The sequence below is a fragment of the Pseudomonas fluorescens genome (assembly GCF_018614775.1).
GTDB classification, from domain to species: domain Bacteria; phylum Pseudomonadota; class Gammaproteobacteria; order Pseudomonadales; family Pseudomonadaceae; genus Aquipseudomonas; species Aquipseudomonas fluorescens_BY.
This window is the reverse complement of the sequence record NZ_JAGGOF010000052.1, coordinates 12,974-39,157: the sequence shown is the minus strand read 5'-3', so window position 1 is coordinate 39,157 and position 26,184 is coordinate 12,974. Positions and strand designations below refer to the sequence as shown.

The 26,184-nt window shown below is 60.3% G+C and carries 23 protein-coding genes; 19 read left to right on the top strand and 4 right to left on the bottom strand.

From position 1 onward, the window contains the following. The first annotated feature begins 10 nt into the window (after positions 1-10). Both J7E36_RS15240 and J7E36_RS15235 read left to right on the top strand, forming a co-directional pair. Complete coding sequence (locus J7E36_RS15240; RefSeq protein WP_215004276.1) at positions 11-322, top strand: DUF485 domain-containing protein; 312 nt, start codon at positions 11-13, stop codon at positions 320-322. Continuing rightward, a complete protein-coding gene (locus tag J7E36_RS15235) occupies positions 319-1,977 on the top strand; it encodes a cation acetate symporter (RefSeq protein WP_215004274.1) in 1,659 nt (552 codons plus the stop codon). Before J7E36_RS15240 ends, J7E36_RS15235 begins: the two co-directional genes overlap by 4 nt. Before the next feature lie 240 nt (positions 1,978-2,217). On the opposite strand, the gene gltA is transcribed toward J7E36_RS15235, so the two are convergent. Then, complete coding sequence (gene gltA / locus J7E36_RS15230; protein ID WP_215004272.1) at positions 2,218-3,507, bottom strand: citrate synthase; 1,290 nt, start codon at positions 3,505-3,507, stop codon at positions 2,218-2,220. A 364-nt stretch (positions 3,508-3,871) separates the two neighbouring features. On the opposite strand from gltA, the gene sdhC reads away from it, so the two are divergent. The 11 genes from sdhC (at position 3,872) to J7E36_RS15175 (ending at position 17,871) form a co-directional block, all read left to right on the top strand. Next, positions 3,872-4,246: a succinate dehydrogenase, cytochrome b556 subunit gene (gene sdhC, locus J7E36_RS15225; RefSeq protein ID WP_003179220.1), complete on the top strand. Its 375-nt coding sequence runs from the start codon at positions 3,872-3,874 to the stop codon at positions 4,244-4,246. Then, positions 4,240-4,608 carry a succinate dehydrogenase, hydrophobic membrane anchor protein gene (gene sdhD / locus J7E36_RS15220; protein ID WP_042731480.1) on the top strand — a complete coding sequence of 123 codons (369 nt, stop codon included), beginning with the start codon at positions 4,240-4,242 and terminating at the stop codon, positions 4,606-4,608. Before sdhC ends, sdhD begins: the two co-directional genes overlap by 7 nt. Positions 4,609-4,611: 3 nt before the next feature. Then, on the top strand, positions 4,612-6,384 hold the full coding sequence (gene sdhA, locus J7E36_RS15215) for a succinate dehydrogenase flavoprotein subunit (protein WP_215004270.1): 1,773 nt from the start codon (positions 4,612-4,614) through the stop codon (positions 6,382-6,384). A gap of 11 nt (positions 6,385-6,395) precedes the next feature. Further along, a complete protein-coding gene (locus J7E36_RS15210; protein ID WP_215004268.1) occupies positions 6,396-7,100 on the top strand; it encodes a succinate dehydrogenase iron-sulfur subunit in 705 nt (234 codons plus the stop codon). A gap of 261 nt (positions 7,101-7,361) precedes the next feature. Further along, positions 7,362-10,193 carry a 2-oxoglutarate dehydrogenase E1 component gene (locus J7E36_RS15205; RefSeq protein WP_215004266.1) on the top strand — a complete coding sequence of 944 codons (2,832 nt, stop codon included), beginning with the start codon at positions 7,362-7,364 and terminating at the stop codon, positions 10,191-10,193. A gap of 43 nt (positions 10,194-10,236) precedes the next feature. Continuing rightward, positions 10,237-11,460: a 2-oxoglutarate dehydrogenase complex dihydrolipoyllysine-residue succinyltransferase gene (gene odhB / locus J7E36_RS15200; RefSeq protein ID WP_215004264.1), complete on the top strand. Its 1,224-nt coding sequence runs from the start codon at positions 10,237-10,239 to the stop codon at positions 11,458-11,460. 104 nt (positions 11,461-11,564) lie between these two features. Then, positions 11,565-13,001, top strand: a complete 1,437-nt coding sequence (gene lpdA / locus J7E36_RS15195; RefSeq protein ID WP_215004262.1) for a dihydrolipoyl dehydrogenase — start codon at positions 11,565-11,567, stop codon at positions 12,999-13,001. A gap of 195 nt (positions 13,002-13,196) precedes the next feature. Continuing rightward, entirely contained in the window at positions 13,197-14,363 is a 1,167-nt protein-coding gene (sucC, locus tag J7E36_RS15190) for an ADP-forming succinate--CoA ligase subunit beta (RefSeq protein WP_003179235.1), read from the top strand. After that, the gene (gene sucD / locus J7E36_RS15185) at positions 14,363-15,247 is read left to right on the top strand and encodes a succinate--CoA ligase subunit alpha (protein ID WP_215004260.1); all 885 of its coding nucleotides are present in this window, start codon (positions 14,363-14,365) and stop codon (positions 15,245-15,247) included. Before sucC ends, sucD begins: the two co-directional genes overlap by 1 nt. Before the next feature lie 316 nt (positions 15,248-15,563). Continuing rightward, positions 15,564-16,877, top strand: coding sequence for a branched-chain amino acid transport system II carrier protein (brnQ, locus tag J7E36_RS15180; protein WP_215004258.1), 1,314 nt, complete (start codon positions 15,564-15,566; stop codon positions 16,875-16,877). Between the two features lie 256 nt (positions 16,878-17,133). Beyond that, positions 17,134-17,871 carry a DUF599 domain-containing protein gene (locus tag J7E36_RS15175; RefSeq protein WP_215004256.1) on the top strand — a complete coding sequence of 246 codons (738 nt, stop codon included), beginning with the start codon at positions 17,134-17,136 and terminating at the stop codon, positions 17,869-17,871. A 73-nt stretch (positions 17,872-17,944) separates the two neighbouring features. Here J7E36_RS15175 and J7E36_RS15170 read toward each other — a convergent pair whose 3' ends face one another. Beyond that, the gene (locus tag J7E36_RS15170) at positions 17,945-18,196 is read right to left on the bottom strand and encodes a hypothetical protein (protein ID WP_215004254.1); all 252 of its coding nucleotides are present in this window, start codon (positions 18,194-18,196) and stop codon (positions 17,945-17,947) included. Positions 18,197-18,353: 157 nt separating this feature from the next. On the opposite strand from J7E36_RS15170, the gene J7E36_RS15165 reads away from it, so the two are divergent. From J7E36_RS15165 to J7E36_RS15150, 4 genes are all read left to right on the top strand, one after another. Further along, a complete protein-coding gene (locus J7E36_RS15165; RefSeq protein WP_215004393.1) occupies positions 18,354-18,830 on the top strand; it encodes a PaaI family thioesterase in 477 nt (158 codons plus the stop codon). Next, positions 18,827-19,288 (top strand): PaaI family thioesterase, encoded by a 462-nt coding sequence (locus J7E36_RS15160; RefSeq protein WP_215004252.1) that lies wholly within the window; start codon positions 18,827-18,829, stop codon positions 19,286-19,288. The genes J7E36_RS15165 and J7E36_RS15160 overlap by 4 nt, the downstream gene beginning before the upstream one ends. 87 nt (positions 19,289-19,375) lie before the next feature. Then, on the top strand, positions 19,376-21,280 hold the full coding sequence (htpG, locus tag J7E36_RS15155) for a molecular chaperone HtpG (RefSeq protein ID WP_215004250.1): 1,905 nt from the start codon (positions 19,376-19,378) through the stop codon (positions 21,278-21,280). A gap of 69 nt (positions 21,281-21,349) precedes the next feature. Further along, a complete protein-coding gene (locus tag J7E36_RS15150; protein ID WP_215004248.1) occupies positions 21,350-22,078 on the top strand; it encodes a dienelactone hydrolase family protein in 729 nt (242 codons plus the stop codon). Positions 22,079-22,219: 141 nt separating this feature from the next. Here J7E36_RS15150 and J7E36_RS15145 read toward each other — a convergent pair whose 3' ends face one another. After that, entirely contained in the window at positions 22,220-23,080 is an 861-nt protein-coding gene (locus tag J7E36_RS15145) for a pirin family protein (protein WP_215004246.1), read from the bottom strand. Between the two features lie 181 nt (positions 23,081-23,261). On the opposite strand from J7E36_RS15145, the gene J7E36_RS15140 reads away from it, so the two are divergent. Then, on the top strand, positions 23,262-24,215 hold the full coding sequence (locus tag J7E36_RS15140; protein ID WP_251030645.1) for an amidohydrolase family protein: 954 nt from the start codon (positions 23,262-23,264) through the stop codon (positions 24,213-24,215). A gap of 86 nt (positions 24,216-24,301) precedes the next feature. Beyond that, on the top strand, positions 24,302-24,766 hold the full coding sequence (locus tag J7E36_RS15135; RefSeq protein WP_215004242.1) for a DUF3859 domain-containing protein: 465 nt from the start codon (positions 24,302-24,304) through the stop codon (positions 24,764-24,766). A 196-nt stretch (positions 24,767-24,962) separates the two neighbouring features. Here the strand turns inward: J7E36_RS15135 and fabB are convergent, their stop codons facing one another. Next, positions 24,963-26,183: a beta-ketoacyl-ACP synthase I gene (gene fabB / locus J7E36_RS15130; RefSeq protein ID WP_215004240.1), complete on the bottom strand. Its 1,221-nt coding sequence runs from the start codon at positions 26,181-26,183 to the stop codon at positions 24,963-24,965. Between the last annotated feature and the right edge of the window lies 1 nt (position 26,184).

Genomic DNA, 26,184 nt, shown 5'->3' with positions numbered 1-26,184 from the left:
GATAAAAACAATGAACGACAGCATTTACCTCTCGATTCAAAACAGCCCGCGCTTCAAGGAGCTGGTGAGAAAAAGGGAAAGGTTCGCCTGGATTCTTTCGGCGATCATGCTAGGGCTGTACTCCGGTTTCATTCTTCTGATCGCCTACGGGCCACACGTTCTCGGGGCCAGGATCTCGCCCGACTTGACGATCACCTGGGGCATTCCCATTGGTGTCGGCCTGATTCTCTCGGCCTTCATTCTGACCGCTATCTACGTGCGACGCGCCAATGGCGAGTTCGACGACCTGAACAATGCGATTCTCAAGGAGGCTCAGCAATGATCCGGCGTCTACTGGCTCTTTTGAGCATCGCAGCATTCGCCCCGGGCGCCTGGGCGGCGGAAGCCTTGACCGGTGCCGTGCAGAAGCAACCCCTCAACGTCGCCGCCATCATCATGTTCGTGGCATTTGTCGGCCTGACCCTGTGCATTACTTACTGGGCTTCCAAGCGCAGCAAGTCGGCCAGCGACTACTATGCAGCCGGTGGCCGGATTACCGGTTTCCAGAACGGCCTGGCCATTGCCGGCGACTACATGTCGGCAGCCTCTTTCCTGGGGATTTCCGCGCTGGTGTTCGCCTCCGGCTACGACGGCCTGATCTACTCGATCGGCTTCCTGGTCGGCTGGCCGATCATTCTGTTCCTGATCGCCGAGCGCCTGCGTAACCTGGGTAAATACACCTTTGCCGACGTGGCGTCCTATCGCCTCGGGCAAACGCAGATCCGTATCTTGTCCGCCAGCGGCTCGCTGGTAGTGGTAGCGTTCTACCTGATCGCGCAGATGGTCGGTGCCGGCAAGCTGATCCAGTTGCTGTTCGGCCTGGATTACCACGTTGCGGTGGTGCTGGTCGGCATCCTCATGTGCCTCTACGTGTTGTTCGGCGGCATGCTGGCCACCACCTGGGTGCAGATCATCAAGGCGGTGCTGTTGCTGTCGGGTGCTTCGTTCATGGCACTGATGGTCATGAAACACGTCAACTTCGACTTCAACATGTTGTTTGCCGAAGCGGTCAAGGTCCACCCTAAAGGTGAGGCGATCATGAGTCCTGGCGGCCTGGTGAAGGATCCGATTTCGGCCTTCTCCCTCGGCCTGGCGCTGATGTTCGGTACCGCTGGCCTGCCACACATCCTGATGCGCTTCTTCACCGTGAGTGACGCCAAGGAAGCCCGCAAGAGCGTGCTGTATGCCACTGGCTTCATCGGTTACTTCTACATCCTGACCTTCATCATCGGCTTCGGCGCGATCCTGCTGGTCAGCACCAACCCGGCCTTCAAGGACGCGGCAGGTGCCTTGCTGGGTGGTAACAACATGGCGGCGGTGCACCTGGCCAATGCAGTGGGCGGCAGTGTTTTCCTCGGCTTCATCTCGGCGGTGGCCTTCGCTACCATTCTGGCAGTCGTGGCCGGCTTGACCCTGGCGGGTGCTTCGGCGGTGTCCCATGATCTGTACGCCAGCGTGATCAAGAAAGGCAAGGCCAACGAGAAGGACGAGATCCGCGTCTCGAAAATCACCACCATCGCCCTGGCGGTGCTGGCGATCGGCCTGGGTATCCTGTTCGAGAAGCAGAACATCGCGTTCATGGTGGGCCTGGCGTTCTCCATCGCAGCGAGCTGCAACTTCCCGGTCCTGCTGCTTTCGATGTACTGGAAGAAGCTGACCACCCGCGGCGCCATGATCGGCGGCTGGCTGGGCCTGGTCAGTGCGGTAGGACTGATGATCCTGGGCCCGACCATCTGGGTACAGATCATGGGGCACGAGAAGCCGATCTACCCGTATGAATACCCAGCGCTGTTCTCCATGGCCATTGCCTTCGTCGGCATCTGGTTCTTCTCCATCACGGACAAGTCGGCTGAAGCCGCCAACGAGCGGGCGCTGTTCTTCCCGCAGTTCGTGCGGTCGCAGACTGGTTTGGGGGCGAGTGGGGCGGTGAATCACTAAAAGGCAGTGAGGAGCTGCGAGCTTCAAGCTGCAAGTTGGAAGCGGTGCTGCATAAGGAAATACCCCGGTCGAGAGGCTGGGGTATTTTTTTGTGTCTTGGTTAAGGGTGATCAGAACTGGCGTCATCGCGAGCAGGCCTGCCACCACAGGCCAAGAAGGCCGCAAACAAAACGGCCCCCGCTCTCGTCAAGGAAGCAGGGGCCGTTTCGGTGCAGCTTGGAACCTATCGCAAGGCAGGTCTTACCTGCGGTCTTGCAGCTCGGTAATGTCGCGCGACTCGTAGCCGGTGTACAACTGGCGCGGACGGCCGATCTTGTACGGGCTGGAGAGCATTTCCTTCCAGTGGGAGATCCAGCCGACGGTCCGCGCCAGGGCGAAGATCACGGTGAACATGCTGGTTGGAATGCCGATCGCCTTGAGGATGATCCCCGAGTAGAAGTCGACGTTGGGGTACAGCGAGCGCTCGATGAAGTACGGGTCGGTCAGGGCTATCTCTTCCAGGCGCATGGCCAGTTCGAGTTGCGGATCGTTCTTGATCCCCAGTTCCTTGAGCACTTCGTCGCAGGTCTGCTTCATGACGGTGGCGCGCGGGTCGCGGTTCTTGTAGACCCGGTGACCGAAGCCCATCAGCTTGAACGGATCGTTCTTGTCCTTGGCCTTGGCGATGAACTTGTCGATGTTCGAGACATCGCCGATTTCATCGAGCATGGTCAATACCGCTTCGTTGGCACCGCCGTGGGCAGGGCCCCAGAGCGCGGCGATACCGGCGGCGATGCAGGCGAACGGGTTGGCACCCGACGAGCCGGCCAGGCGCACGGTGGACGTGGAGGCGTTCTGCTCGTGGTCGGCATGGAGGATGAAGATCCGGTCCATGGCCTTGGCGAGCACCGGGCTGATCGGTTTGATCTCGCACGGCGTGTTGAACATCATATGCAGGAAGTTCTCTGCATAGGTCAGGTCGTTGCGCGGGTACATCATGGGCTGGCCCATGGAGTACTTGTAGACCATGGCTGCCAGGGTCGGCATCTTCGCCACCAGGCGGATCGCGGAGATTTCGCGATGCTGGGGGTTATTGATGTCCAGGGAGTCGTGGTAGAAGGCCGAGAGGGCACCGACAACGCCGCACATGACGGCCATCGGGTGGGCATCGCGACGGAAGCCGTTGAAGAAGGTCTTCAACTGCTCGTGAACCATGGTGTGGTTCTTCACGGTGCTGACGAACTGGGCCTTTTGCTCTGCGGTTGGCAGCTCGCCGTTGAGCAGCAGGTAGCAGGTTTCCAGGTAGTCCGATTTTTCAGCCAGTTGCTCGATCGGGTAGCCGCGGTGCAGCAGGATGCCGTTGTCGCCGTCGATATAGGTGATTTTCGACTCGCACGAGGCGGTCGACATGAAACCTGGGTCAAAGGTGAAACGGCCCGTGGCCGTCAGGCCCCGTACGTCGATTACATCGGGACCAACGGTGCCGGTTAAAATGGGCAGCTCGACGGGGGCTGCGCCCTCGATGATCAACTGCGCTTTTTTGTCAGCCATGTGGCCTCCTATTAATGCTTGGAATCATCAGACAGACCCCCCACGCAGGGCCCGCACCACTATAGTGAGATAAATCCGAAAGTCAATTTGCCTAAAGTCTTGCTCCAGAAGGCTTTAACCGGACTTTTTCCGCGAAATTGCCTGCCGTTTACGCCTTTTCTCCAGTATGTGCAATGCGCTATCAGGGAAGGTGAACGCGTTGTCATTAGTAGCCTAACTGTCTATACTCGGCCACCGACCGCCAGGGGCTTTTGGGCCTGTTTTCTTGGGGGTCGTCACTCCCTGGGTGGTGAGTACCTGACCAGTGCGCGCCGCAACAATTTTGCCCTGATTGTTAGGGGCTCTTCAGTGTGAAAAAAAAGCCGTGAAAAGCCAACGACCTGTAAACCTAGACCTAAGGACCATCAAACTCCCAGTCACTGCTTACACGTCCATTCTTCACCGAATCTCCGGTGTCATTCTCTTCGTCAGCCTGGCCATCATGCTTTACGCATTGGACAAGTCGCTCGACTCGGAAGAAGGCTTCGGTCAGGTGAAAGCGTGTCTGACCAGTCCGCTAGCCAAGCTAGTGATTTGGGGCATCCTGTCCGCCTTGCTGTATCACCTGGTCGCCGGTGTGCGCCACTTGATCATGGACATGGGCATCGGTGAAACGCTGGAAGGCGGCAAGCTGGGCTCGAAAATCATTATCGCCGTGTCTGCGGTGCTGATCGTTCTGGCAGGAGTCTGGATATGGTAACCAACGTCACGAACCTTTCGCGTTCGGGCCTGTATGACTGGATGGCGCAGCGTGTGTCTGCGGTCGTTCTCGCGGCTTACTTCATTTTCCTGATCGGATATGTCGTCGCAAACCCTGGCCTTGGCTATGCCCAATGGCATGAACTGTTCGCAAACAACTGGATGCGTATCTTCAGTCTGCTGGCACTTGTCGCATTGGGCGCCCACGCCTGGGTCGGCATGTGGACCATCGCCACCGACTACCTGACGCAGATGGCGTTCGGCAAGTCGGCGACTGCCATACGTTTCCTTTTCCAGGCGGTATGCGGCGTCGCGATGTTCGCGTACTTCGTCTGGGGTGTGCAGATTCTTTGGGGTATCTGATTCATGGCTAACATTCCTACGATTTCTTTCGACGCCATCATCATTGGTGGTGGCGGTGCCGGCATGCGCGCAGCGCTGCAACTGGCGCAGGGCGGTCACAAGACTGCCGTGATCACCAAGGTTTTCCCGACCCGCTCGCACACGGTTTCCGCCCAGGGTGGCATCACCTGCGCCATCGCTTCGGCCGACCCGAACGATGACTGGCGCTGGCACATGTACGATACCGTCAAGGGTTCCGACTACATCGGTGACCAGGACGCGATCGAATACATGTGTCAGGAAGGCCCTGCCGCGGTGTTCGAGCTGGACCACATGGGCCTGCCGTTCTCCCGTACCGAAACCGGCCGTATCTACCAGCGTCCGTTCGGTGGCCAGTCCAAGGACTACGGCAAGGGCGGCCAGGCGGCGCGTACCTGCGCGGCGTCCGACCGTACCGGTCACGCCCTGCTGCACACCCTTTATCAGGGCAACCTGAAAGCCGGCACCACGTTCCTGAACGAGTACTACGCCGTTGACCTGGTGAAGAACCAGGACGGCGCCTTCGTCGGCGTGATCGCGATCTGCATCGAAACCGGCGAAACCACCTACATCCGCGCCAAGGCCACCGTGCTGGCGACCGGCGGTGCAGGCCGTATCTATGCGTCCACCACCAACGCCCTGATCAACACCGGTGACGGCGTCGGCATGGCCCTGCGTGCTGGCGTGCCGGTGCAAGACATCGAAATGTGGCAGTTCCACCCGACCGGCATCGCCGGCGCCGGTGTACTGGTCACCGAAGGCTGCCGTGGTGAAGGCGGCTACCTGATCAACAAGCACGGCGAGCGTTTCATGGAGCGTTATGCTCCGAACGCCAAGGACCTTGCCGGTCGTGACGTGGTTGCCCGTTCGATGGTGAAGGAAATCATCGCCGGCAACGGTTGCGGTCCGAATGGCGACCACGTGCTGCTCAAGCTCGACCACCTCGGCGAGGAAGTGCTGCACAGCCGCCTGCCAGGCATCTGCGAACTGTCCAAGACATTCGCTCACGTCGACCCGGTCGTCGCGCCCGTGCCAGTGGTTCCAACCTGCCACTATATGATGGGCGGCGTTGCCACCAACATTCACGGCCAGGCGATCACCCAGAACGCCGAAGGCGTCGACCAGATCATCCCTGGCCTGTTCGCAGTGGGTGAAGTGGCGTGCGTATCGGTCCACGGTGCCAACCGCCTGGGCGGCAACTCGCTGCTCGACCTGGTGGTCTTCGGTCGTGCCGCTGGCCTGCACCTGGAAAAGGCGCTGAGCGACGGCATCGAATACGACGATGCCACCGACGCCGACATCAACGCGGCCCTGGCCCGTCTGTCCGCGCTGAACGCGCGCACCGATGGCGAAGACGTGGCAACCCTGCGTCGCGAGCTGCAAAGCTGCATGCAGAACTACTTCGGTGTGTTCCGTACCGGCGAGTACATGCAGAAGGGTATTGCCCAGCTGGCAGAACTGCGTGAACGAATTGCCAACGTGAAGATCAACGATAAGTCGCAGGCGTTCAACACTGCCCGTATCGAAGCGCTGGAATTGCAGAACCTGCTGGAAGTGGCCGAAGCCACTGCCATCGCGGCCGAAGTGCGTAAAGAGTCCCGTGGCGCCCATGCCCGCGAAGACTATGAAGATCGCGACGACGAAAACTGGCTGTGTCACACCCTGTACTTCCCGGGTGAAAAGCGCGTCAGCAAGCGTGCCGTGAACTTCTCGCCGAAGACTGTCCCTACCTTTGAACCCAAGATTCGGACTTATTAAGGGTGGCTGCCATGTTGCAAGTCAGTGTTTATCGCTACAACCCTGATCAGGACGCCGCGCCGTTCATGCAGGATTTCCAGGTCGATACCGGCGGTAAGGACCTGATGGTGCTGGACGTGCTGGCCCTGATCAAGGAGCAGGACGAAGGTTTCTCCTATCGTCGCTCCTGCCGTGAAGGCGTGTGCGGTTCCGACGGCATGAACATCAACGGCAAGAACGGCCTGGCCTGCATCACGCCGCTGTCGGCCGTTGTAAAAGGCAACAAGCTGATCGTCCGTCCGTTGCCAGGTTTGCCGGTTATCCGTGACCTGGTCGTCGATATGAGCATCTTCTACAAGCAATACGAGAAGGTGAAGCCATTCCTGCAGAACGACACGCCGGCTCCGGCCATCGAGCGTCTGCAGACGCCGGAAGAGCGTGAAAAGCTCGATGGTCTGTACGAGTGCATCCTGTGCGCCTGCTGCTCGACCTCGTGCCCATCCTTCTGGTGGAACCCGGACAAATTCCTGGGCCCGGCTGCCCTGCTGCAAGCGTATCGCTTCCTGGCAGACAGCCGTGACACCAAGACGTCCGAGCGCCTGGCTGCACTGGATGACCCGTTCAGCGTATTCCGCTGCCGCGGGATCATGAACTGCGTCAACGTCTGCCCGAAAGGCCTGAACCCGACTAAGGCCATCGGTCACGTACGTAACATGCTGCTGCAAAACGGCGTGTGATTCAGCTGCTGTACCCGTAGAACCGCTGTACCCGTAGAGGCTAGGGCGCGGGCTTCAACCCGCGTCGTAGCATAACCAGAACAGCCGCTTACAAAGCGGCGGTTCTTATTTTGAAGAAATGAGACAAGCAGGGGCATCCGGGCTGGTACCCGGACTATCAGCGTGATCCTAAGTGGCTTGTTTTAGTCGCTGCATTCGGACTTCTGCAAGTTTGCTCGGTGTTTTCGCCGGTGGTGTTCCCCTAATCGAGGGTGACCAAGCATGCAAGAAAGCGTGATGCAGCGCATGTGGAACAGTGCCCACCTCTCCGGTGGTAACGCTGCCTATGTGGAAGAGCTCTACGAGCTCTACCTGCACGACCCTAACGCTGTGCCAGAAGAATGGCGCACCTACTTTCAGAAGTTGCCGGCTGACGGCAACTCTGCCACTGATGTTTCGCACTCGACGATTCGCGATCATTTCGTGCTGCTGGCAAAGAACCAGCGCCGCGCCCAACCGGTGTCTGCCGGCAGCGTGAGCAGTGAGCACGAGAAGAAGCAGGTTGAAGTGCTGCGACTGATCCAGGCCTACCGGATGCGGGGCCACCAAGCGGCCCAGCTTGACCCGCTGGGACTGTGGCAGCGTCCTGCACCTGCAGACCTGTCGATCACTCATTACGGCTTGACCAATGCCGATCTTGATACGACCTTCCGTGCCGGCGACCTGTTCATCGGCAAAGAGGAAGCGAGCCTACGTGAAATTCACGAAGCGTTGCAGCAGACATATTGCCGCACCATCGGCGCCGAGTTCACGCACATCACCGATTCCGAGCAGCGCCAGTGGTTCCAGCAGCGTCTGGAAAGCGTTCGTGGCCGTCCGACGTACTCCGCCGACATCAAGAGCCACTTGCTCGAGCGCGTCACTGCCGGTGAAGGCCTGGAGAAATACCTGGGTACCAAATACCCGGGTACCAAGCGTTTCGGCCTGGAAGGCGGCGAAAGCCTGATCCCGATGCTCGACGAGCTGATCCAGCGTTCCGGTTCCTACGGCACCAAGGAAGTCGTCATCGGCATGGCCCACCGTGGTCGCCTGAACGTGCTGGTCAATACCTTCGGCAAGAACCCGCGCGAGCTGTTCGACGAGTTCGAAGGCAAGAAGAAGGTCGAGCTGGGTTCCGGTGACGTCAAGTACCACCAGGGCTTCTCGTCCAACGTGATGACCACCGGCGGCGAAGTCCACCTGGCCATGGCGTTCAACCCGTCCCACCTGGAAATCGTTTCCCCGGTGGTCGAGGGTTCGGTCCGCGCCCGTCAGGATCGTCGTAACGACCCGACTGGCGAGAAGGTATTGCCGATCTCCATCCACGGTGACGCGGCATTCGCCGGTCAGGGCGTGGTGATGGAAACCTTCCAGATGTCGCAGACCCGCGGTTTCAAGACCGGCGGTACCGTGCACATCGTGATCAACAACCAGGTCGGTTTCACCATCAGCAACCCGCTGGACTCGCGTTCCACCGAGTACGCAACCGACGTGGCGAAAATGATCCAGGCGCCGATTCTCCATGTGAATGGAGATGACCCGGAAGCCGTGCTGTTCGTGACCCAGTTGGCCATCGACTACCGCATGCAGTACAAGCGCGACGTGGTGATCGACCTGGTCTGCTACCGTCGTCGCGGCCACAACGAGGCCGACGAGCCAAGCGGCACCCAGCCGCTGATGTACCAGCAAATCGCCAAGCAGCGCACCACCCGTGAGCTGTATGCCGAGCGCCTGACCCAAGGCGGCGTGCTGGATGCCGAGCGCGTCCAGGAGAAAGTCGATGAATATCGCAACGCCCTGGACAACGGCCTGCACGTAGTAAAAAGCCTGGTCAAAGAGCCGAACAAAGAGTTGTTCGTGGACTGGCGTCCGTACCTGGGCCATGCCTGGACCGCTCGTCACGACACGCGTTTCGACCTCAAGACCCTGCAGGAACTGTCCGCCAAGCTGCTGGAGATCCCGGAAGGCTTCGTGGTCCAGCGCCAGGTTGCGAAGATCTACGAAGACCGTCAGAAGATGCAAGCCGGCGGCCTGCCGATCAACTGGGGTTACGCTGAAACCATGGCGTACGCGACCCTGGCATTCGAAGGTCACCCGATTCGCATCACCGGCCAGGACGTAGGCCGCGGCACTTTCTCGCACCGCCACGCAGCGCTGCACAACCAGAAAGACGCCAGCACCTATATCCCGCTGCAACACCTGTACAAAGGCCAGCCACGTTTCGACCTGTACGATTCGCTGCTGTCCGAGGAAGCCGTCCTGGCGTTCGAATATGGCTATTCCACCACCGAGCCGAACGCGCTGGTGATCTGGGAAGCCCAGTTCGGCGATTTCGCCAACGGTGCCCAGGTGGTTGTCGACCAGTTCATCACCAGTGGCGAGCACAAGTGGGGCCGTCTGTGTGGCCTGACCATGCTGTTGCCGCACGGTTATGAAGGGCAGGGGCCGGAGCACTCTTCGGCACGTCTGGAGCGTTACCTGCAGCTGTGCGCCGAGCACAACGTCCAGGTCTGCGTACCGACGACCCCGGCTCAGATCTACCACCTGCTGCGTCGCCAGGTCATTCGTCCGCTGCGCAAGCCGCTGATCGTGCTGACCCCGAAATCGCTGCTGCGTCACAAACTGGCGGTCTCCACACTCGAGGATCTGGCCGAAGGCTCGTTCCAGACGGTTATCCCGGAAATCGACACGCTGGACGCGGCCAAGGTGACTCGCCTGATCCTGTGCAGCGGCAAGGTCTACTATGACCTGCTGGAAAAACGTCGTGCCGAAGGCCGCGAAGACATCGCCATCGTGCGTATCGAGCAGCTTTACCCGTTCCCGGAAGAGGACCTGATGGAGGCCATCGCGCCTTACACCAACCTCACCCATGTGGTGTGGTGTCAGGAAGAACCGATGAACCAGGGCGCGTGGTACAGCAGCCAGCATCACCTGCGTCGCAGCATTGGCAACCATAACAAGGCCCTGGGCCTGGAATATGCCGGCCGTGATGCTTCTGCGGCACCTGCGTGTGGTTATGCGTCGATGCACGCCGAGCAGCAGGAAAAACTGCTGCAAGATGCTTTCACTGTTTAAGCCTTCGTGCTGACTGAAACCGAATTTTAAGGACCCACAGATAATGGCTATCGAAATCAAAGCCCCGTCATTCCCGGAATCGGTTGCCGATGGCACCGTTGCCACTTGGCACAAGAAACCAGGCGAAGCTGTAAAGCGTGACGACCTGATCGTCGACATCGAGACCGACAAAGTCGTTCTGGAAGTGTTGGCCGAAGCTGACGGCGTGCTTGGCGCAATCGTTGCCGAAGAGGGCGCTACCGTCCTGTCCAACCAGGTACTGGGCTCGATCGAAGAGGGCGGTGCCGCTGCCGCTGCTCCGGCGGCCGCTGCTGCCCCTGCCGCTGCCCAGGCTGCCGCTCCGGCTGCTGACGGCGAAGACGATCCAGTCGCTGCCCCGGCGGCGCGCAAGATCGCCGAAGAGAACGGCATCAACATCGCCTCCGTTGCCGGCACCGGCAAAGGCGGTCGTGTGACCAAGGAAGACGTGGTGGCTGCCGTTGCCGCGAAGAAGGCCGCACCGGCCGCGGCTCCGGCCAAGGCTGCCGCTCCGGCCGCCGCTGCGCCTGTGTTCGCCGCTGGCGACCGCACCGAGAAGCGCGTACCGATGACCCGCGTGCGTGCCACCGTGGCCAAGCGCCTGGTCGAAGCCCAGTCGAACATGGCCATGCTGACCACGTTCAACGAAGTCGACATGACCGAAGTCATGGCATTGCGTTCGAAGTACAAGGACTTGTTCGAGAAGTCCCACAACGGCGTGCGCCTGGGCTTCATGTCGTTCTTCGTCAAGGCCGCTACCGAAGCGCTGAAACGCTTCCCGGCAGTCAATGCGTCGATCGACGGTTCCGACATCGTCTACCACGGCTACGCCGATATCGGTGTCGCGGTCTCCAGCGACCGTGGCCTGGTGGTTCCGGTCCTGCGTAACGCCGAACTGATGAGCCTGGCCGAAATCGAAGGCGGCATCGCCACCTTCGGCAAGAAGGCCCGTGACGGCAAGCTGTCCATCGACGAGATGACCGGCGGTACGTTCACCATCACCAACGGTGGTACATTCGGCTCGATGATGTCGACCCCGATCGTCAACCCGCCGCAAGCGGCGATCCTGGGGATGCACAACATCATCCAGCGTCCGATGGCGATCAACGGTCAGGTTGTGATTCGTCCGATGATGTACCTGGCGTTGTCCTACGATCACCGCCTGATCGACGGGAAAGAAGCCGTAACCTTCCTGGTCACCATCAAGAACCTGCTTGAAGATCCGGCGCGTCTGCTCCTGGATATTTAAAAAGCAGCTGCAAGCTGCAAGCGACCAGTCTCAAGCCCACTGCGGGCGAGGTTGGAGCTTGTAGCTTGCGGCTTGTAGCTTGCAGCTAAAAGGGAACCTTTTTTATGACTCAGAAATTCGACGTGGTAGTGATTGGTGCGGGCCCTGGCGGCTACGTAGCGGCCATCAAGGCTGCGCAACTGGGCCTTAGCACTGCCTGCATCGAGAAATACACCGATGGCGAGGGCAAACAGGCTCTCGGCGGTACTTGCCTGAACGTCGGTTGCATTCCTTCCAAGGCGCTGCTGGACAGCTCATGGAAATACAAGGAAGCGAAAGAAAGCTTCAACGTCCACGGTATCTCCACCGGTGAAGTCAAGATGGACGTCGCCGCGATGGTTGGCCGCAAGGCTGGCATCGTCAAGAACCTGACCAGCGGCGTTGCTACCCTGTTCAAGGCCAACGGCGTGACCTCGATCCAGGGCCACGGCAAGCTGTTGCTGGGCAAGAAAGTCGAAGTGAACAAGCCTGACGGTTCGGTTGAAGTGATCGAGGCCGAGAACATCATCCTGGCACCGGGCTCGCGCCCGATCGACATTCCACCTGCGCCAGTCGACCAGAACGTGATCGTCGACTCCACCGGTGCCCTGGAATTCCAGACCGTGCCGAAACGCCTGGGCGTCATCGGCGCCGGCGTCATCGGCCTGGAGCTGGGTTCGGTATGGTCGCGCCTGGGCGCGCAAGTGACCGTGCTCGAAGCCCTCGAAACCTTCCTGATCGCCGCTGACACCGCGGTGTCCAAGGAAGCGCTGAAAACCCTGACCAAACAGGGCCTGGACATCAAGCTGGGCGCTCGCGTGACCGGTTCCAAGGTCAATGGCGAAGAAGTCGTGGTGACCTACACCGACGCCAACGGCGAACAGACCATCACCTTCGACAAACTGATCGTTGCGGTCGGTCGTCGCCCAGTGACCACCGACCTGTTGGCTGCCGACAGCGGCGTGGAACTCGACGAGCGCGGCTTTATCAAGGTTGACGACTTCTGCGCCACCACCGTCCCAGGCGTCTTCGCCATTGGTGACGTGGTTCGCGGCATGATGCTGGCGCACAAGGCGTCCGAAGAAGGCATCATGGTTGTCGAGCGCATCAAGGGTCACAAGGCCCAGATGAACTACGACCTGATCCCGTCGGTTATCTACACCCACCCGGAAATCGCGTGGGTCGGTAAAACCGAGCAGGCCTTGAAAGCCGAAGGCGTTGAAGTTAACGTCGGCACCTTCCCGTTCGCAGCCTCCGGCCGTGCCATGGCAGCCAACGATACCGGCGGTTTCGTGAAAGTCATCGCCGATGCCAAGACGGATCGCGTCTTGGGCGTTCACGTCATTGGCCCAAGCGCTGCCGAGCTGGTACAGCAAGGCGCGATCGGTATGGAATTCGGCACCAGTGCTGAAGACCTGGGCATGATGGTCTTCTCCCATCCGACCCTGTCCGAAGCCTTGCACGAAGCGGCCCTGGCCGTGAATGGCGGCGCCATCCACGTGGCCAACCGCAAGAAGCGTTAACAGACAATAAGAAACCACGGCGGTACGGCCCGTCGTGAGCCTTGCGAGCAAGACTCACCGCGGAATGTCCGCTGGACGCAGCCTTGCGTAGTTGAACCGGGCGACCGGCAGGCTACGCAAGCAGCAGTCACAGGTGGTGCGGCACTCAATGGTGCAGCACCGAATGCGCAGTACCTAACGAAGACGGTAATAAGCATGAATCTTCACGAGTATCAGGGTAAGCAGCTGTTCGCTGAGTACGGCCTGCCAGTATCCACAGGTTACGCGGTAGACACCCCGGAAGCGGCAGCAGAAGCTTGCGACAAAATCGGCGGCAGCGAATGGGTCGTCAAAGCCCAGGTTCACGCCGGTGGTCGCGGTAAAGCGGGCGGCGTCAAGCTGGTTCGCAGCAAAGAAGACGCCAAGGCCTTCGCACAGCAGTGGCTGGGCAAGCGTCTGGTGACTTACCAGACTGATGCCAACGGTCAGCCAGTCACCAAGATCCTGGTCGAGTCGTGCACTGATATCGCTAAAGAGCTGTACCTGGGCGCTGTCGTTGACCGTTCGAGCCGTCGCATCGTGTTCATGGCTTCCACCGAAGGTGGCGTGGACATCGAGAAAATCGCTCACGACACCCCTGAGAAAATCCTCAAGGCCACCATCGATCCACTGGTTGGCGCCCAGCCATTCCAGGGTCGCGAGCTGGCTTTCCAGCTGGGTCTGGAAGGCAAGCAGGTCACTCAGTTCGCCAAGATCTTCGTCGGTCTGGCCAAGCTGTTCCAGGACCACGACCTGGCCCTGCTGGAAGTGAACCCGCTGGTGATCAAGGCCGACGGCGACCTGCACTGCCTCGATGCCAAGATCAACATCGACGCCAACGCCATGTACCGTCAGCCTAAGCTGAAGACTTTCCACGATCCGTCGCAAGACGATCCGCGCGAAGCGCACGCTGCCAAGTTCGAACTGAACTACGTGGCCCTGGAAGGTAACATCGGCTGCATGGTCAACGGTGCCGGCCTGGCCATGGGTACCATGGACATCGTCAACCTGCATGGCGGCAAGCCAGCCAACTTCCTCGACGTAGGCGGTGGTGCCACCAAGGAACGCGTGACCGAAGCGTTCAAGATCATCCTGTCCGACACCAATGTTGCCGCCGTACTGGTCAACATCTTCGGCGGCATCGTTCGTTGCGACATGATTGCCGAAGGCATCATCGGCGCCGTGAAAGAAGTGGGCGTGAAAATCCCGGTTGTTGTTCGCCTTGAAGGCAACAACGCTGAGCTGGGCGCTAAAGTACTGGCAGAAAGCGGTTTGAACATCATCGCTGCTACCAGCCTGACCGACGCTGCTCAACAAGTCGTTAAAGCTGCGGAGGGCAAATAATGAGCGTCCTGATCAACAAAGACACCAAGGTTATCTGCCAGGGTATTACCGGTTCGCAAGGTAGTTTCCACACCCAGCAAGCCATCGAATACGGCACCAAGATGGTTGGCGGCGTAACACCAGGCAAAGGCGGCACCGAGCACCTGGGCCTGCCGGTCTTCAACACCGTGAAAGATGCTGTAGCGGCCACTGGCGCCACCGCCAGCGTCATCTACGTTCCTGCACCTTTCTGCAAGGATTCCATCCTTGAAGCAGCGTTCGGCGGCATCAAGCTGATCGTTTGCATCACCGAAGGCATCCCGACCATCGACATGCTGGAAGCCAAGGTCAAGTGCGACGAGCTGGGTATCACCCTGATCGGCCCTAACTGCCCAGGCGTGATCACTCCAGGCGAATGCAAGATCGGCATCATGCCTGGTCACATTCACTTGCCAGGCAAGGTCGGCATCGTTTCCCGTTCCGGCACCCTGACCTACGAAGCTGTGAAGCAGACCACTGACGCCGGTTTCGGTCAGTCGACTTGCGTCGGCATCGGCGGTGACCCGATCCCGGGTTCGAACTTCATCGACATCCTGAAGCTGTTCCAGGAAGACCCGAAGACCGAAGCGATCGTCATGATCGGCGAGATCGGCGGTTCGGCTGAAGAAGAAGCGGCTGCCTACATCAAGGCCAACGTGACCAAGCCGGTTGTTTCCTACATCGCGGGTGTGACTGCTCCTCCGGGCAAGCGCATGGGCCATGCGGGTGCAATCATCTCCGGCGGCAAAGGCACTGCAGACGAGAAGTTCGCTGCACTGCAAGACGCAGGCGTGAAAACCGTGCGTTCGCTGGCAGACATCGGCAAAGCCCTGGGCGAGCTGACTGGCTGGGAAATGAAGAAGTAAGCTTCGGCGGACTGATTCTTTCCAGCGACAAAGGCCACCTTCGGGTGGCCTTTGTCGTTTCTGGGTCTATGACGCAATGACAGTCTCCAACCATTTACATGCAAAAATGCGACACGCGAGCGTCGCGCATCGGATAGTTCGCCCCTTTACAGTGCGTTTTGTCGCTGAATTCGTTAGGCTAGCCGCCATTTTGCGAGCGCTGCCCACAAGGAAGCGCCACGCTAAACGGGTCGGTCTCATACGGATCGGCAGCATTTCCCTCTACCCTCAAGGGAAATCCCTCTCTAAATTCCGATTCAGTAGTGTGGTTTCCTTAATGAAAGTGTTGAAAGGCCAGGACATCCTGGCGCTTGGTTTCATGACCTTTGCCCTGTTCGTCGGGGCTGGCAACATCATCTTCCCGCCTATCGTCGGTTTGCAATCCGGGCCCCATGTCTGGATGGCGGCGCTGGGCTTCCTGATCACGGCGGTCGGCTTGCCGGTCATCACGGTCGTTGCGCTGGCCAAGGTCGGTGGTGCGATGGATGCCTTGAGCAGCCCCATCGGCAAGATCGCGGGTGGCCTGCTGGCGGCGGTGTGCTACCTGGCCGTCGGCCCGCTGTTCGCCACGCCACGTACCGCCACCGTTTCGTTTGAGGTCGGCTTGGCGCCACTGACCGGCGAAAGCCCGCTGGCGCTGTTCCTCTACAGTGCGGTGTATTTCCTGGTGGTGTTTTTCATCTCGCTCTATCCGGGTCGCCTGCTGGACACTGTCGGGCGCTTCCTCGCGCCGCTGAAGATCATCGCCCTGGCCGTGCTAGGCATCGCCGCGTTTGCCTTGCCTGCCGGCGGCATTGGCGTGGCGACTCCCGAATACGTTGCAGCGCCGTTCTCCCAAGGCTTTATCAATGGTTACCTGACCATGGATACCCTTGGTGCACTGGTGTTCGGCATCGTCATCGTCAACGCGATCCGTTCCCGAGGCGTCGAGTCGCCGGCGCTGATCACCCGTTACGCCATCATTGCCGGGCTGATCGCCGGGGTCGGCCTGGCGCTGGTCTACGTCAGCCTGTTCCGCCTGGGCTCGGGCAGCCATGAAGTGGCGGCGGGCGCGACCAACGGCGCGGCGGTGCTGCATGCCTATGTGCAACACACGTTCGGCAGCCTGGGCAGCGGTTTCCTCGCGGTGCTGATTTCCCTGGCGTGCCTGGTGACGGGGGTCGGCCTGACCTGTGCCTGCGCCGAGTACTTCAGTCGCGTCCTGCCGCTGTCCTACAAGACCCTGGTGGTGATCCTGGCGGCATTTTCGCTGCTGGTGTCCAACCTGGGCCTGACCAAGCTGATCGCGTTCTCGATCCCGGTGCTCACGGCGATCTACCCACCGTGCATCGCTTTGGTGGCCCTGAGCTTCTGCAAGGACTTCTGGCATGAGCAGCGGCGCATTGTCGGTCCGGTGATGCTGGTGTCGTTCCTGTTTGGCCTGATCGACGCGCTCAAGGGCGCCGGGCTGGCGGGCTGGATGCCGGCGCCACTGGCCCACCTGCCGCTGAGCGAGCAGGGCCTGGCCTGGCTGGTGCCATCGGTGATGACCCTGGCAGTGGCGGTGGTGTGTGACCGCCTGTTGGGCAAGCGCAGCGAAGCGCTGGCTTAAGCCCTTAACGGCAAACACCGAAATGCCCCGTATCACTCGATACGGGGCATTTTTTTTGGGAGGCAGTGTCTTTTTTCGTACGCTATCGTCGAAGCACTGTATTTAAGGTTCACACATAACTTGTGGGAGCGAGCCTGCTCGCGATAGCGGCAGGTCAGTCAATAGGTGGGTGGCTGATCCACCGCTATCGCGAGCAGGCTCGCTCCCACAGGGTTCATCGCAAGCTGCTCCATGTTCACGTCATACAAGGAATCGAATGTCATTCATCCAAGCCAACCTGACCCATCTGCTTGCCGCCGCCTGGTTCATTATCTGCTGGGGCGGCTACACCCGTTATGCCACCTGGAAGGCGCGCGACACGGCCTGCCTGGCCAGCGTGATGCACCTGTATCGCGAAGACTGGATGCGCCGCATGTTGCTGCGCGAGAACCGCATCGCCGATGCCAGCGTGATCGGTAACCTGGAGCGCAACGCGTCTTTCTTCGCCTCCAGCACGTTGATCATCCTGGCCGGCATCCTGACGGTGCTCGGGGCGTCCGATCGGGCGGTGTCGTTGCTGGCGGACCTGCCGATGGTGCAGCAGGCCTCCCAGGGCATGGCGGAGGTCAAGTTGCTATGCCTGGCGCTGGTGTTTGTGTATGCGTTCTTCACCTTCAGCTGGTGCATGCGCCAATACAACTTCGCTGCGGTGCTGGTGGGGTCGGCGCCGATGATCGGCGAACGCCATGTCTCGGAACAGGAACGCAAGGCCTTTGCCCTGCGGGCCGCGCGGGTTATTTCGATGGCCGCCAACCAGTTCAACTTCGGCCTGCGTGCTTATTATTTTGGCATGACGATGTTGGCGTGGTTCGTCAGTCCCTGGTTATTCATGTTGATGAGTGCCGGCGTGGTGTTTGTGCTCTATCAGCGTGAGTTCCATTCCGATGTACTGGATGTCATGGTCTATACCCCGACGGAGGTGCCGGCACCCGAGGTCATCAAAGAAGCGGCGTGACCCCATGGCTCGCTGAATCACAGGCAAAAGAAAACCCGCACCAGGCGGGTTTTCTTTTGTCGCTAAAACCGGATCAGTTGGTTTTAGGCGCTGTGGCGGGAGCTTGCTCCTGCGCGGCGGCTTTGTTCGCTTCGGCCTGATCTTTGGCAGCTTCAGCGTTTTCTTTCGCGGCGTCGTTCACTTTATCCTGTGCTTTGTTCATGTCTTTCTGAGCTTGCTCAGCGTGTTGGTTGGCATCTTGAGCTTTGTCCTCGGATTTTTTATCGCAGGCAGCGAGGCCGAGGGAGGCGGCCAACATCAGGGCAACAGCTAAAGTCTTACGCATGGGGTGTTTCTCCTTATGGAAATAACTACTGGCCGTTTGAGCACAGCCCCTGAGATTAAGTTCCAGCTTTGTCACAGATATATAACTTTGCTATGGAATGGAACTTTGCCGGTCGCGCCTGATGTCAGGTCTCGTCACTTACCCGAGTATTAACCACATGGCCGAAGACCCCGTTTTTGAGCGCGCGACGCGCTTTCTTTCCGCGCTCAAGCATTGCCAGGTGCTGGGCTTGAAATTGCACAGTGCCAGTCCCGAAGGATTAACGGTCATATTGCCGTTCAGCCCCCGGATTGTCGGCAATCCCCTCACCGGCATCATTCACGGAGGGGCATTGACCTCATTGATGGACACCGCGTGCGGCATGTCGACCCTGTGCGTGCTGCCGCAGTTCGAGGTCTGCCCGACCCTGGACCTGCGCATCGACTACATGCACGCCGCCGAGCCCCACAAGGATGTCTATGGTTTTGCCCAATGCTATCGGGTGACGCCGGATGTGATTTTCACCCGAGGTTTCGCTTATCAGGACGACCCCGAGCAACCCATCGCCCATGTGGTGGGCACGTTCATGCGCCTGGGCCAGCATGCCAGGGGCATCAACAGGAGCAGCCCGATGGCTGCAGTAGACAAGCCATGACCGAGATCACCCGGGACCAACTGCGCCAGGCCTGTGAGCAGGGCGACTACGCGCGGCTGCTGGCCTCGATCCCCTACGCGCAACTGATTGGCGTCGAATGCTCGCGCGAGGGCGACGGGTTGCTGTTCCGGCTGCCCGCCAACAAGGACAACATTGGTAACCCTTTACTCCCGGCCATCCATGGCGGGGTCATTGCCGGTTTCATGGAACTCGCGGCGGCCGTTCATCTGCTGATCGCCACCGGTGCGCCGAGCGTGCCGAAGATCATCGACTTCTCCCTGGATTACCTGCGCGCCGGGCAGTTTCGCGATACGTACGCTCGCTGCCAGGTCTGGCGTCAGGGGCGGCGGGTAGCCAACGTCGCGATCACGGCCTGGCAGGGCGCCGAGACCGAACCGATCGCCACCGCCCGGGCGCATTTCAAGATCCAGGAGTCCTCGAAAGCCGGTAGCCCTTGAAATCATCAGCGTTGCCCCCACCTTGTGGACATCCCGCCGCCAATCTCAGCGAGGCGGACACCACCATCCACTTGGAGTTTGATGACCATGAGCGTGGAAACTCAAAAGGAAACCCTGGGCTTCCAGACCGAGGTGAAGCAACTGCTGCACCTGATGATTCACTCGCTGTATTCCAATAAGGAAATTTTCCTTCGCGAGCTGATCTCGAACGCCTCTGATGCTGTCGACAAATTACGTTTCGAAGCGCTGTCCAAGCCTGAACTGCTGGAAGGCGGCGCCGAACTGAAAATCCGTGTGAGCTTCGACAAGGACGCGAAAACCGTCACCCTCGAAGACAACGGCATCGGCATGAGCCGCGAGGACGTGATCACGCACCTGGGCACCATCGCCAAGTCCGGTACCGCCGACTTCATGAAGAACCTGTCGGGCGACCAGAAGAAGGATTCCCACCTGATTGGCCAGTTCGGCGTCGGCTTCTATTCCGCGTTCATCGTCGCTGACCAGGTCGAAGTGTTCAGCCGCCGTGCCGGCCTCGCTCCGAGCGAAGGCGTGCATTGGTCGTCCAAGGGCGAGGGCGAGTTTGAAGTTGCCACCGTCGACAAGGCTGATCGCGGCACCCGCATCGTGTTGCACCTCAAGTCGGGCGAAGACGAGTTCGCCGATGGCTGGCGCCTGCGCAACATCATCAAGAAATACTCCGACCATATCGCGCTGCCTATCGAGCTGCCGAAGGAAGTCACCGCTGCCGAAGGCGAAGAGAAGCCTGAAGTGGAGTGGGAAACCGTCAACCGCGCCAGTGCCCTGTGGACCCGTCCGCGCACCGAGGTGAAAGACGAGGAATACCAGGAGTTCTACAAGCACATCGCCCATGACTACGAGAACCCGCTGAGCTGGAGCCATAACAAGGTCGAAGGCAAGCTGGAATACAACTCGCTGTTGTACGTACCGGCCCGCGCGCCGTTCGACCTGTACCAGCGCGAGGCACCCCGTGGCCTGAAGCTGTACGTGCAGCGTGTGTTCGTGATGGACCAGGCCGAATCGTTCCTGCCGCTGTACCTGCGCTTCATCAAGGGCGTGGTGGATTCCAACGACCTGTCGCTGAACGTTTCGCGGGAAATCCTGCAGAAAGACCCGATCATCGACTCGATGAAGTCAGCACTGACCAAGCGTGTCCTGGACATGCTGGAGAAGCTGGCGAAGAACGAGCCCGAGCAGTACAAGGGCTTCTGGAAGAACTTCGGCCAGGTGATGAAAGAAGGGCCGGCCGAGGACTTCGCCAACAAGGAGAAGATCGCCGGCCTGCTGCGCTTTGCGTCGACCCAGGGTGACGATGGCGAGCAGATCGTCGGCCTGGCCGATTACCTGGCACGCGTCAAGGAAGGTCAGGACAAGATCTACTACCTGACCGGCGAAACCTATGCACAGGTCAAGAACAGCCCGCACCTGGAAGTCTTCCGCAAGAAGGGCATCGAAGTGCTGCTGCTGACCGACCGCATCGACGAGTGGCTGATGAGCTACCTCAACGAATTCGACGGTAAGAGCTTTGTCGACGTGGCGCGCGGTGACCTGGACCTCGGCAACCTGGATTCGGAAGAAGACAAGAAAGCCGCCGAAGAAGTTGCCAAGAGCAAGGAAGGCCTGGTCGAGCGCATCAAGACTGCCTTGGGCGATGCCGTCAGCGAAGTGCGTGTCTCGCACCGCCTGACCGATTCCCCGGCGATCCTTGCCATCGGTGAACAGGACCTGGGCCTGCAAATGCGCCAGATCCTCGAAGCCAGCGGCCAGAAAGTCCCGGACTCCAAGCCGATCTTCGAATTCAACCCGGCCCACCCGCTGGTGGAGAAACTCGACAACGAGCAGAACCAAGAGCGCTTTGGCGACCTGTCCCACATCCTGTTCGACCAGGCGGCCCTGGCGGCCGGCGACAGCCTGAAGGACCCGGCGGCGTATGTGCGTCGCCTGAACAAGCTGTTGGTTGAGCTGTCAGCTTAATCGCCGCAGGAAAAACCCGCTTCGGCGGGTTTTTTCATTTCTGCTGTTCCGTTAGAAGAGGAGTGGGTCATGAGTCAGGTTACGGTTCGTTCGCTGGTCTATCAGATCGAAGGTCAAACCTATGAAGGTCGCCTGGCCTTCGACGTGAGCCAGCAGGGTTCGCGTCCGGGTTTATTGATGGCGCCGAATTGGATGGGGGTAGGGGCGGGGGCCGAGGATATCGCCCGGTCGGTGGCGGCGAATGGCTACGTGGTGTTGATTGCCGACTTGTACGGGCAGACGGTGCGCCCGACCAATGCCGACGAGGCCGGGGCCGCGATGATGCCTTTGAAGAATGACCGGGCCCTGTTGCGCAAGCGCATGCAAGCGGCGTTCGAGCAACTGCAAAACCAGGGCGAAGCGCAGGTCGACACGTCCCGGTTGGCCGCGTTCGGCTTCTGCTTCGGTGGCTGTTGCGCCCTCGAACTGGCCCGCAGCGGTGCGCCGCTCAAGGCCGCCATCTCGTTCCATGGCACCTTGGATACACCGAGCCCGGCGGACGCCGGCAACATCAAGGGCTCGGTGCTGGTGATGCACGGTGCTTCGGACCCGCTGGTGCCGAAAGAGCAACTACCGGCCTTCGAAGACGAAATGAACGCCGCCGGGGTCGATTGGCAACTGCTGAGCTACGGTGGCGCGGTGCATTCGTTTACCGATCCCCACGCCAATGTACCGGGCAAGATGATGTACAACGCCCAGGTTGCCGCACGGGCGTTCCGGTCGATGCATAATTTGCTGGATGAGGTGTTCAAGGGCTGAGTCGGACTCGATCTGGATTCCTGTTGTCTGGCCTTCCGCCATCGCGAGCAGGCTCGCTCCCACATTGGACTGAGTGAACGACGCCGATCCCCTGTGGGAGCGAGCCTGCTCGCGATGGGGGACAGCCAGGCACCACTGAATTCAGGGCAACTCAATCCGCTCGCTTTCCCCCGGCACCGTCGGCCAGTCCCCGGCTGCCCAGCGCTGGCGGGCTTCATCGATGCGGGCCGGGTCGCTGGAGACAAAATTCCAGTTCATCCGTCGCGGCCCATCCAGCGGTGCGCCGCCGAACAGCACGGCATGGCAGTCGCTGTTGGCAAACAAGGCCAGCTCCTCACCGGCCGGCAATATCACCAGCGAATGGGCCTCCAGCGGTTCACCTTCCAGCAGCGCCTCGCCGCTCAATACGTACAGCGCCCGTTCTTCATGTTCGGTGGGGATCAGCAAGGTCGTCGCGGTTTGCAGGTTCAGTTCGGCATACACCGTAGGCGACAACACCGGTACTGGCGATTCCAGGCAGAAGCCTGACCCGGCGATCATGCGGATGCTGACCCCCAGGTTGTCACTGACCGGCAAGCTGTGCGCCGGATGATGGCTGTAGTGCCCGGGGCCCTGTTCATGGGACTGTGGCGAGGCCAACCAGACTTGCAAGCCGTGCAAACTGAAACCGCTGGCCAGCAGGGGCTCGGGGGTGCGCTCGACATGGGCGATGGCGCTGCCGGCGGTCATCCAGCTGACATCCCCGGCCTTCACCAACTGATCGGAGCCGAGGCTGTCCTTGTGCTGCAACTGCCCCTCGAACAGGTAGGTGAGGGTGGACAGGCCGATATGGGGATGCTGACGGATGTTCATGCCTTTGCCGGCCGGGTAGGCGGTCTGCAGCATGTGGTCGAAAAACACGAAGGGTCCGACGCTGCGGCATTTGGCGGAAGGCAGCGGGCGCAGAATCGGCTGGCCTTCGACATCTTCGGCGCGGGGGCGAACGATCAGGGGCGGGGTCATGAGGCTTCCAGGCTGGGCAATGGATACGCGAAGCATACCCCGCCGTCGCCCGCCACGGCACGAGCGGCTTGAACCCGGGCGAGATGATCGGGTCTATGCTGCTCATGGCCTTTGGAGTCTGCCTGTGCCCTTGTCCCGCCTGATCGTCGCCTGGCTGCTGGTCGTTGCGAGCGCCAACGCCATGGCCCGCGAATACGCCTACAGCGATGCGCACCTGCATTACGTCGATTTCTTCCAGGAAACCGCTGGTATGCCCAAGCTGCTCCAGGCGATGGCGGACAATCGCATCGAGCATGTGATGATCTCCGGCATTCCCGTCGCGAAGAAGTGGCATGAAGATGAGCCCAAGCGGCCGCGCTATTACGCCGGTGATGATGCGGACGCCTATTGGTACAGCGCCACCGATGTGATTGTCGCCGCCGCAGTGAACAAGCTGACCACCGAGCAACGCCAGCACTTCCATCCGTTCCTGTCGGGCTTCAACCCCAACGACAAGAATTCCGACGCCCATATACAGCGCATGCTCGACCTGTATCCGGGGTTATGGCAGGGCATCGGCGAAGTGTTCACCCGCCATGACGATCTCACGGCCTTGACCTCGGGCGACACGCCGCGCGCCAACAACGAGGCCATGACACGGATCTATCACCTGGCGGCGGAAAACGACCTGCCGGTGATGCTGCATTCCAACATCACCTCCAAGCGTGAGAAGAATCCGCTGTACCTGGCAGAAATCGAGGAGCCGTTGCGTAATCACCCGCACACGCGCTTCATCTGGGCCCATGCGGGCACCAGCATGGAAATCCACCGCCACCAGACCCGGCTGGATTTTCTCCTGCCGACCCTTACCCGGATGCTTGAGTCCTATCCCAACCTGTACGTCGACCTGTCCTGGAGCCTGCTCACGCCGTATTTGCTGGACGAGGCGGGTAAGCCTCGCGAGGAGTGGGTAAAGTTGGTGGAGCGCTTTCCGGAGCGGTTCATGGTGGGGTCGGACGTGGTAGGACGTTTCAACAAGCTGGGTCAGGAACTGCACAGCTTCGATCCGTTCCTGGATGCCCTGCCCGAAGACGTGGCCAGGCAGGTGGCGCGGGATAATTTTCTGGCGGTGTTGCCTCGGTCGGCAGTTCGCTGATGACGCTGTCGTGGCGAGGCCGCTTTGTCATCAGCCTGTCACCCCCGCGTCATACCCTCGCGCTCATCTCAATCAAGGAGCGCACTATGCACCTCACCCGTTCAAGCGCACTGGTCGCGCTGTTGTTGACCTGCGGTCTGGCGCAGGCCGAAGTCCATGTCGAAGGTCCGGTGGAATACGGCGTGTTCGAAGGGCCCATGGCCGAGCTGCAATCGGGGGAGCGGGTCCTGCGGCGCAGCAACGAGCAGATCCGCCAGACCGAAAGCGTACCGGCGAAGCTGGGTACCAAGTTCGGCATGCGCTACCAGTTGGCGGGCAAGGTCGCGGATGACCAACCGCTGACCCTGTTGTACTTCACCCCTGGCATCCGCACGCCCGATGGTGTGCGCCACGATAAATTCGAAGTCGTCCAGAAGCTGGTGCCGGGTGCGCCTCAGGATGTCATGGCCTACGAATTCACCGAAAGCCATGAAGTGGTGCCGGGAGAGTGGCGGTTCATGGTGTTCCAGGGCGATCGGTTGTTGACGCAGCAGCGATTCATGGTGCGCTGAGGCCAGTTCACCCTGATCTACACTGTGGGAGCGAGCCTGCTCGCGATGAGGGCGGTACATTCAGCATCACTGCAAACTGATACGCCGCTATCGCGAGCAGGCTCGCTCCCACAGGGCGCGCGCAGGTGAACCAGCCAGGCAAAAAAAACGCCCCGAACCAGTCGGGGCGTTTTCATGTGTGGCGTAGCGGCGGGGCTTACTGGCCCTGCCAGCGCTTCAGGACCAGGGTGGCGTTGGTGCCGCCGAAGCCGAAGCTGTTGCTCATCACGGTGTCGATCTTGGCGTCTTCGCGAGTCTTGGTCAGGATTGGCATGTCGGCCACTTCCGGATCCAGTTCGTCGATGTTGGCGGAGCCGGCCATGAACTTGCCTTCCATCATCAGCAGGCAGTAGATCGCTTCGTGAACGCCAGCGGCGCCCAGGGAGTGACCCGACAGGCTCTTGGTGGAGCTGATGGCCGGGGCCTTGTCGCCGAATACTTCGCGCACGCCTTTCATTTCCGCGACGTCGCCGACCGGGGTCGAGGTGCCGTGGGTGTTCAGGTAGTCGATCGGGGCGTCGACGGTGGACATGGCCATCTGCATGCAGCGGATGGCGCCTTCGCCGCTTGGCGCGACCATGTCGTAGCCGTCGGACGTGGCGCCGTAGCCCACGATTTCCGCGTAGATCTTCGCACCGCGGGCGAGGGCGTGTTCCAGCTCCTCGACCACCACCATGCCGCCACCGCCGGCGATGACGAAACCGTCACGCTTGGCGTCGTAGGCGCGGGAGGCCTTGTCCGGGGTTTCGTTGTACTGGCTGGACAGGGCGCCCATGGCGTCGAACAGGAACGACTGGCTCCAATGTTCTTCTTCACCGCCGCCGGCGAACACGATGTCCTGCTTGCCCATCTGGATCTGCTCCATGGCGGTACCGATGCAGTGGGCACTGGTGGCGCAGGCGGAGGATATCGAGTAGTTCAGGCCCTTGATCTTGAACGGGGTCGCCAGGCAGGCCGAAACGGTGCTGCCCATGGTCCGGGTAACGCGGTACGGACCGACGCGCTTGACGCCTTTCTCGCGCAGGATGTCCAGCGCTTCCATCTGGTTCAGGGTCGATGCACCACCGGAACCTGCGATCAGGCCGGTACGCACGTTGGAAACCTGCTCATCGGTGAGGCCGGAGTCGGCGATGGCGTCTTTCATGGCCAGGTAGGCGTAGGCCGCCGCATGGCCGACGAAACGGTAGATCTTGCGATCGATCAGCTCTTCGAGATTGAGGTCAATGGAGCCGGAAACCTGGCTACGCAGACCCATTTCGGCGTAGTCCGGGTTGAACCGGATGCCAGGGCGACTTGCACGCAGGTTAGCGGAGACGGTCTCTTTGTCATTGCCCAGGCACGAAACGATGCCCAGACCAGTGATAACGACGCGGCGCATG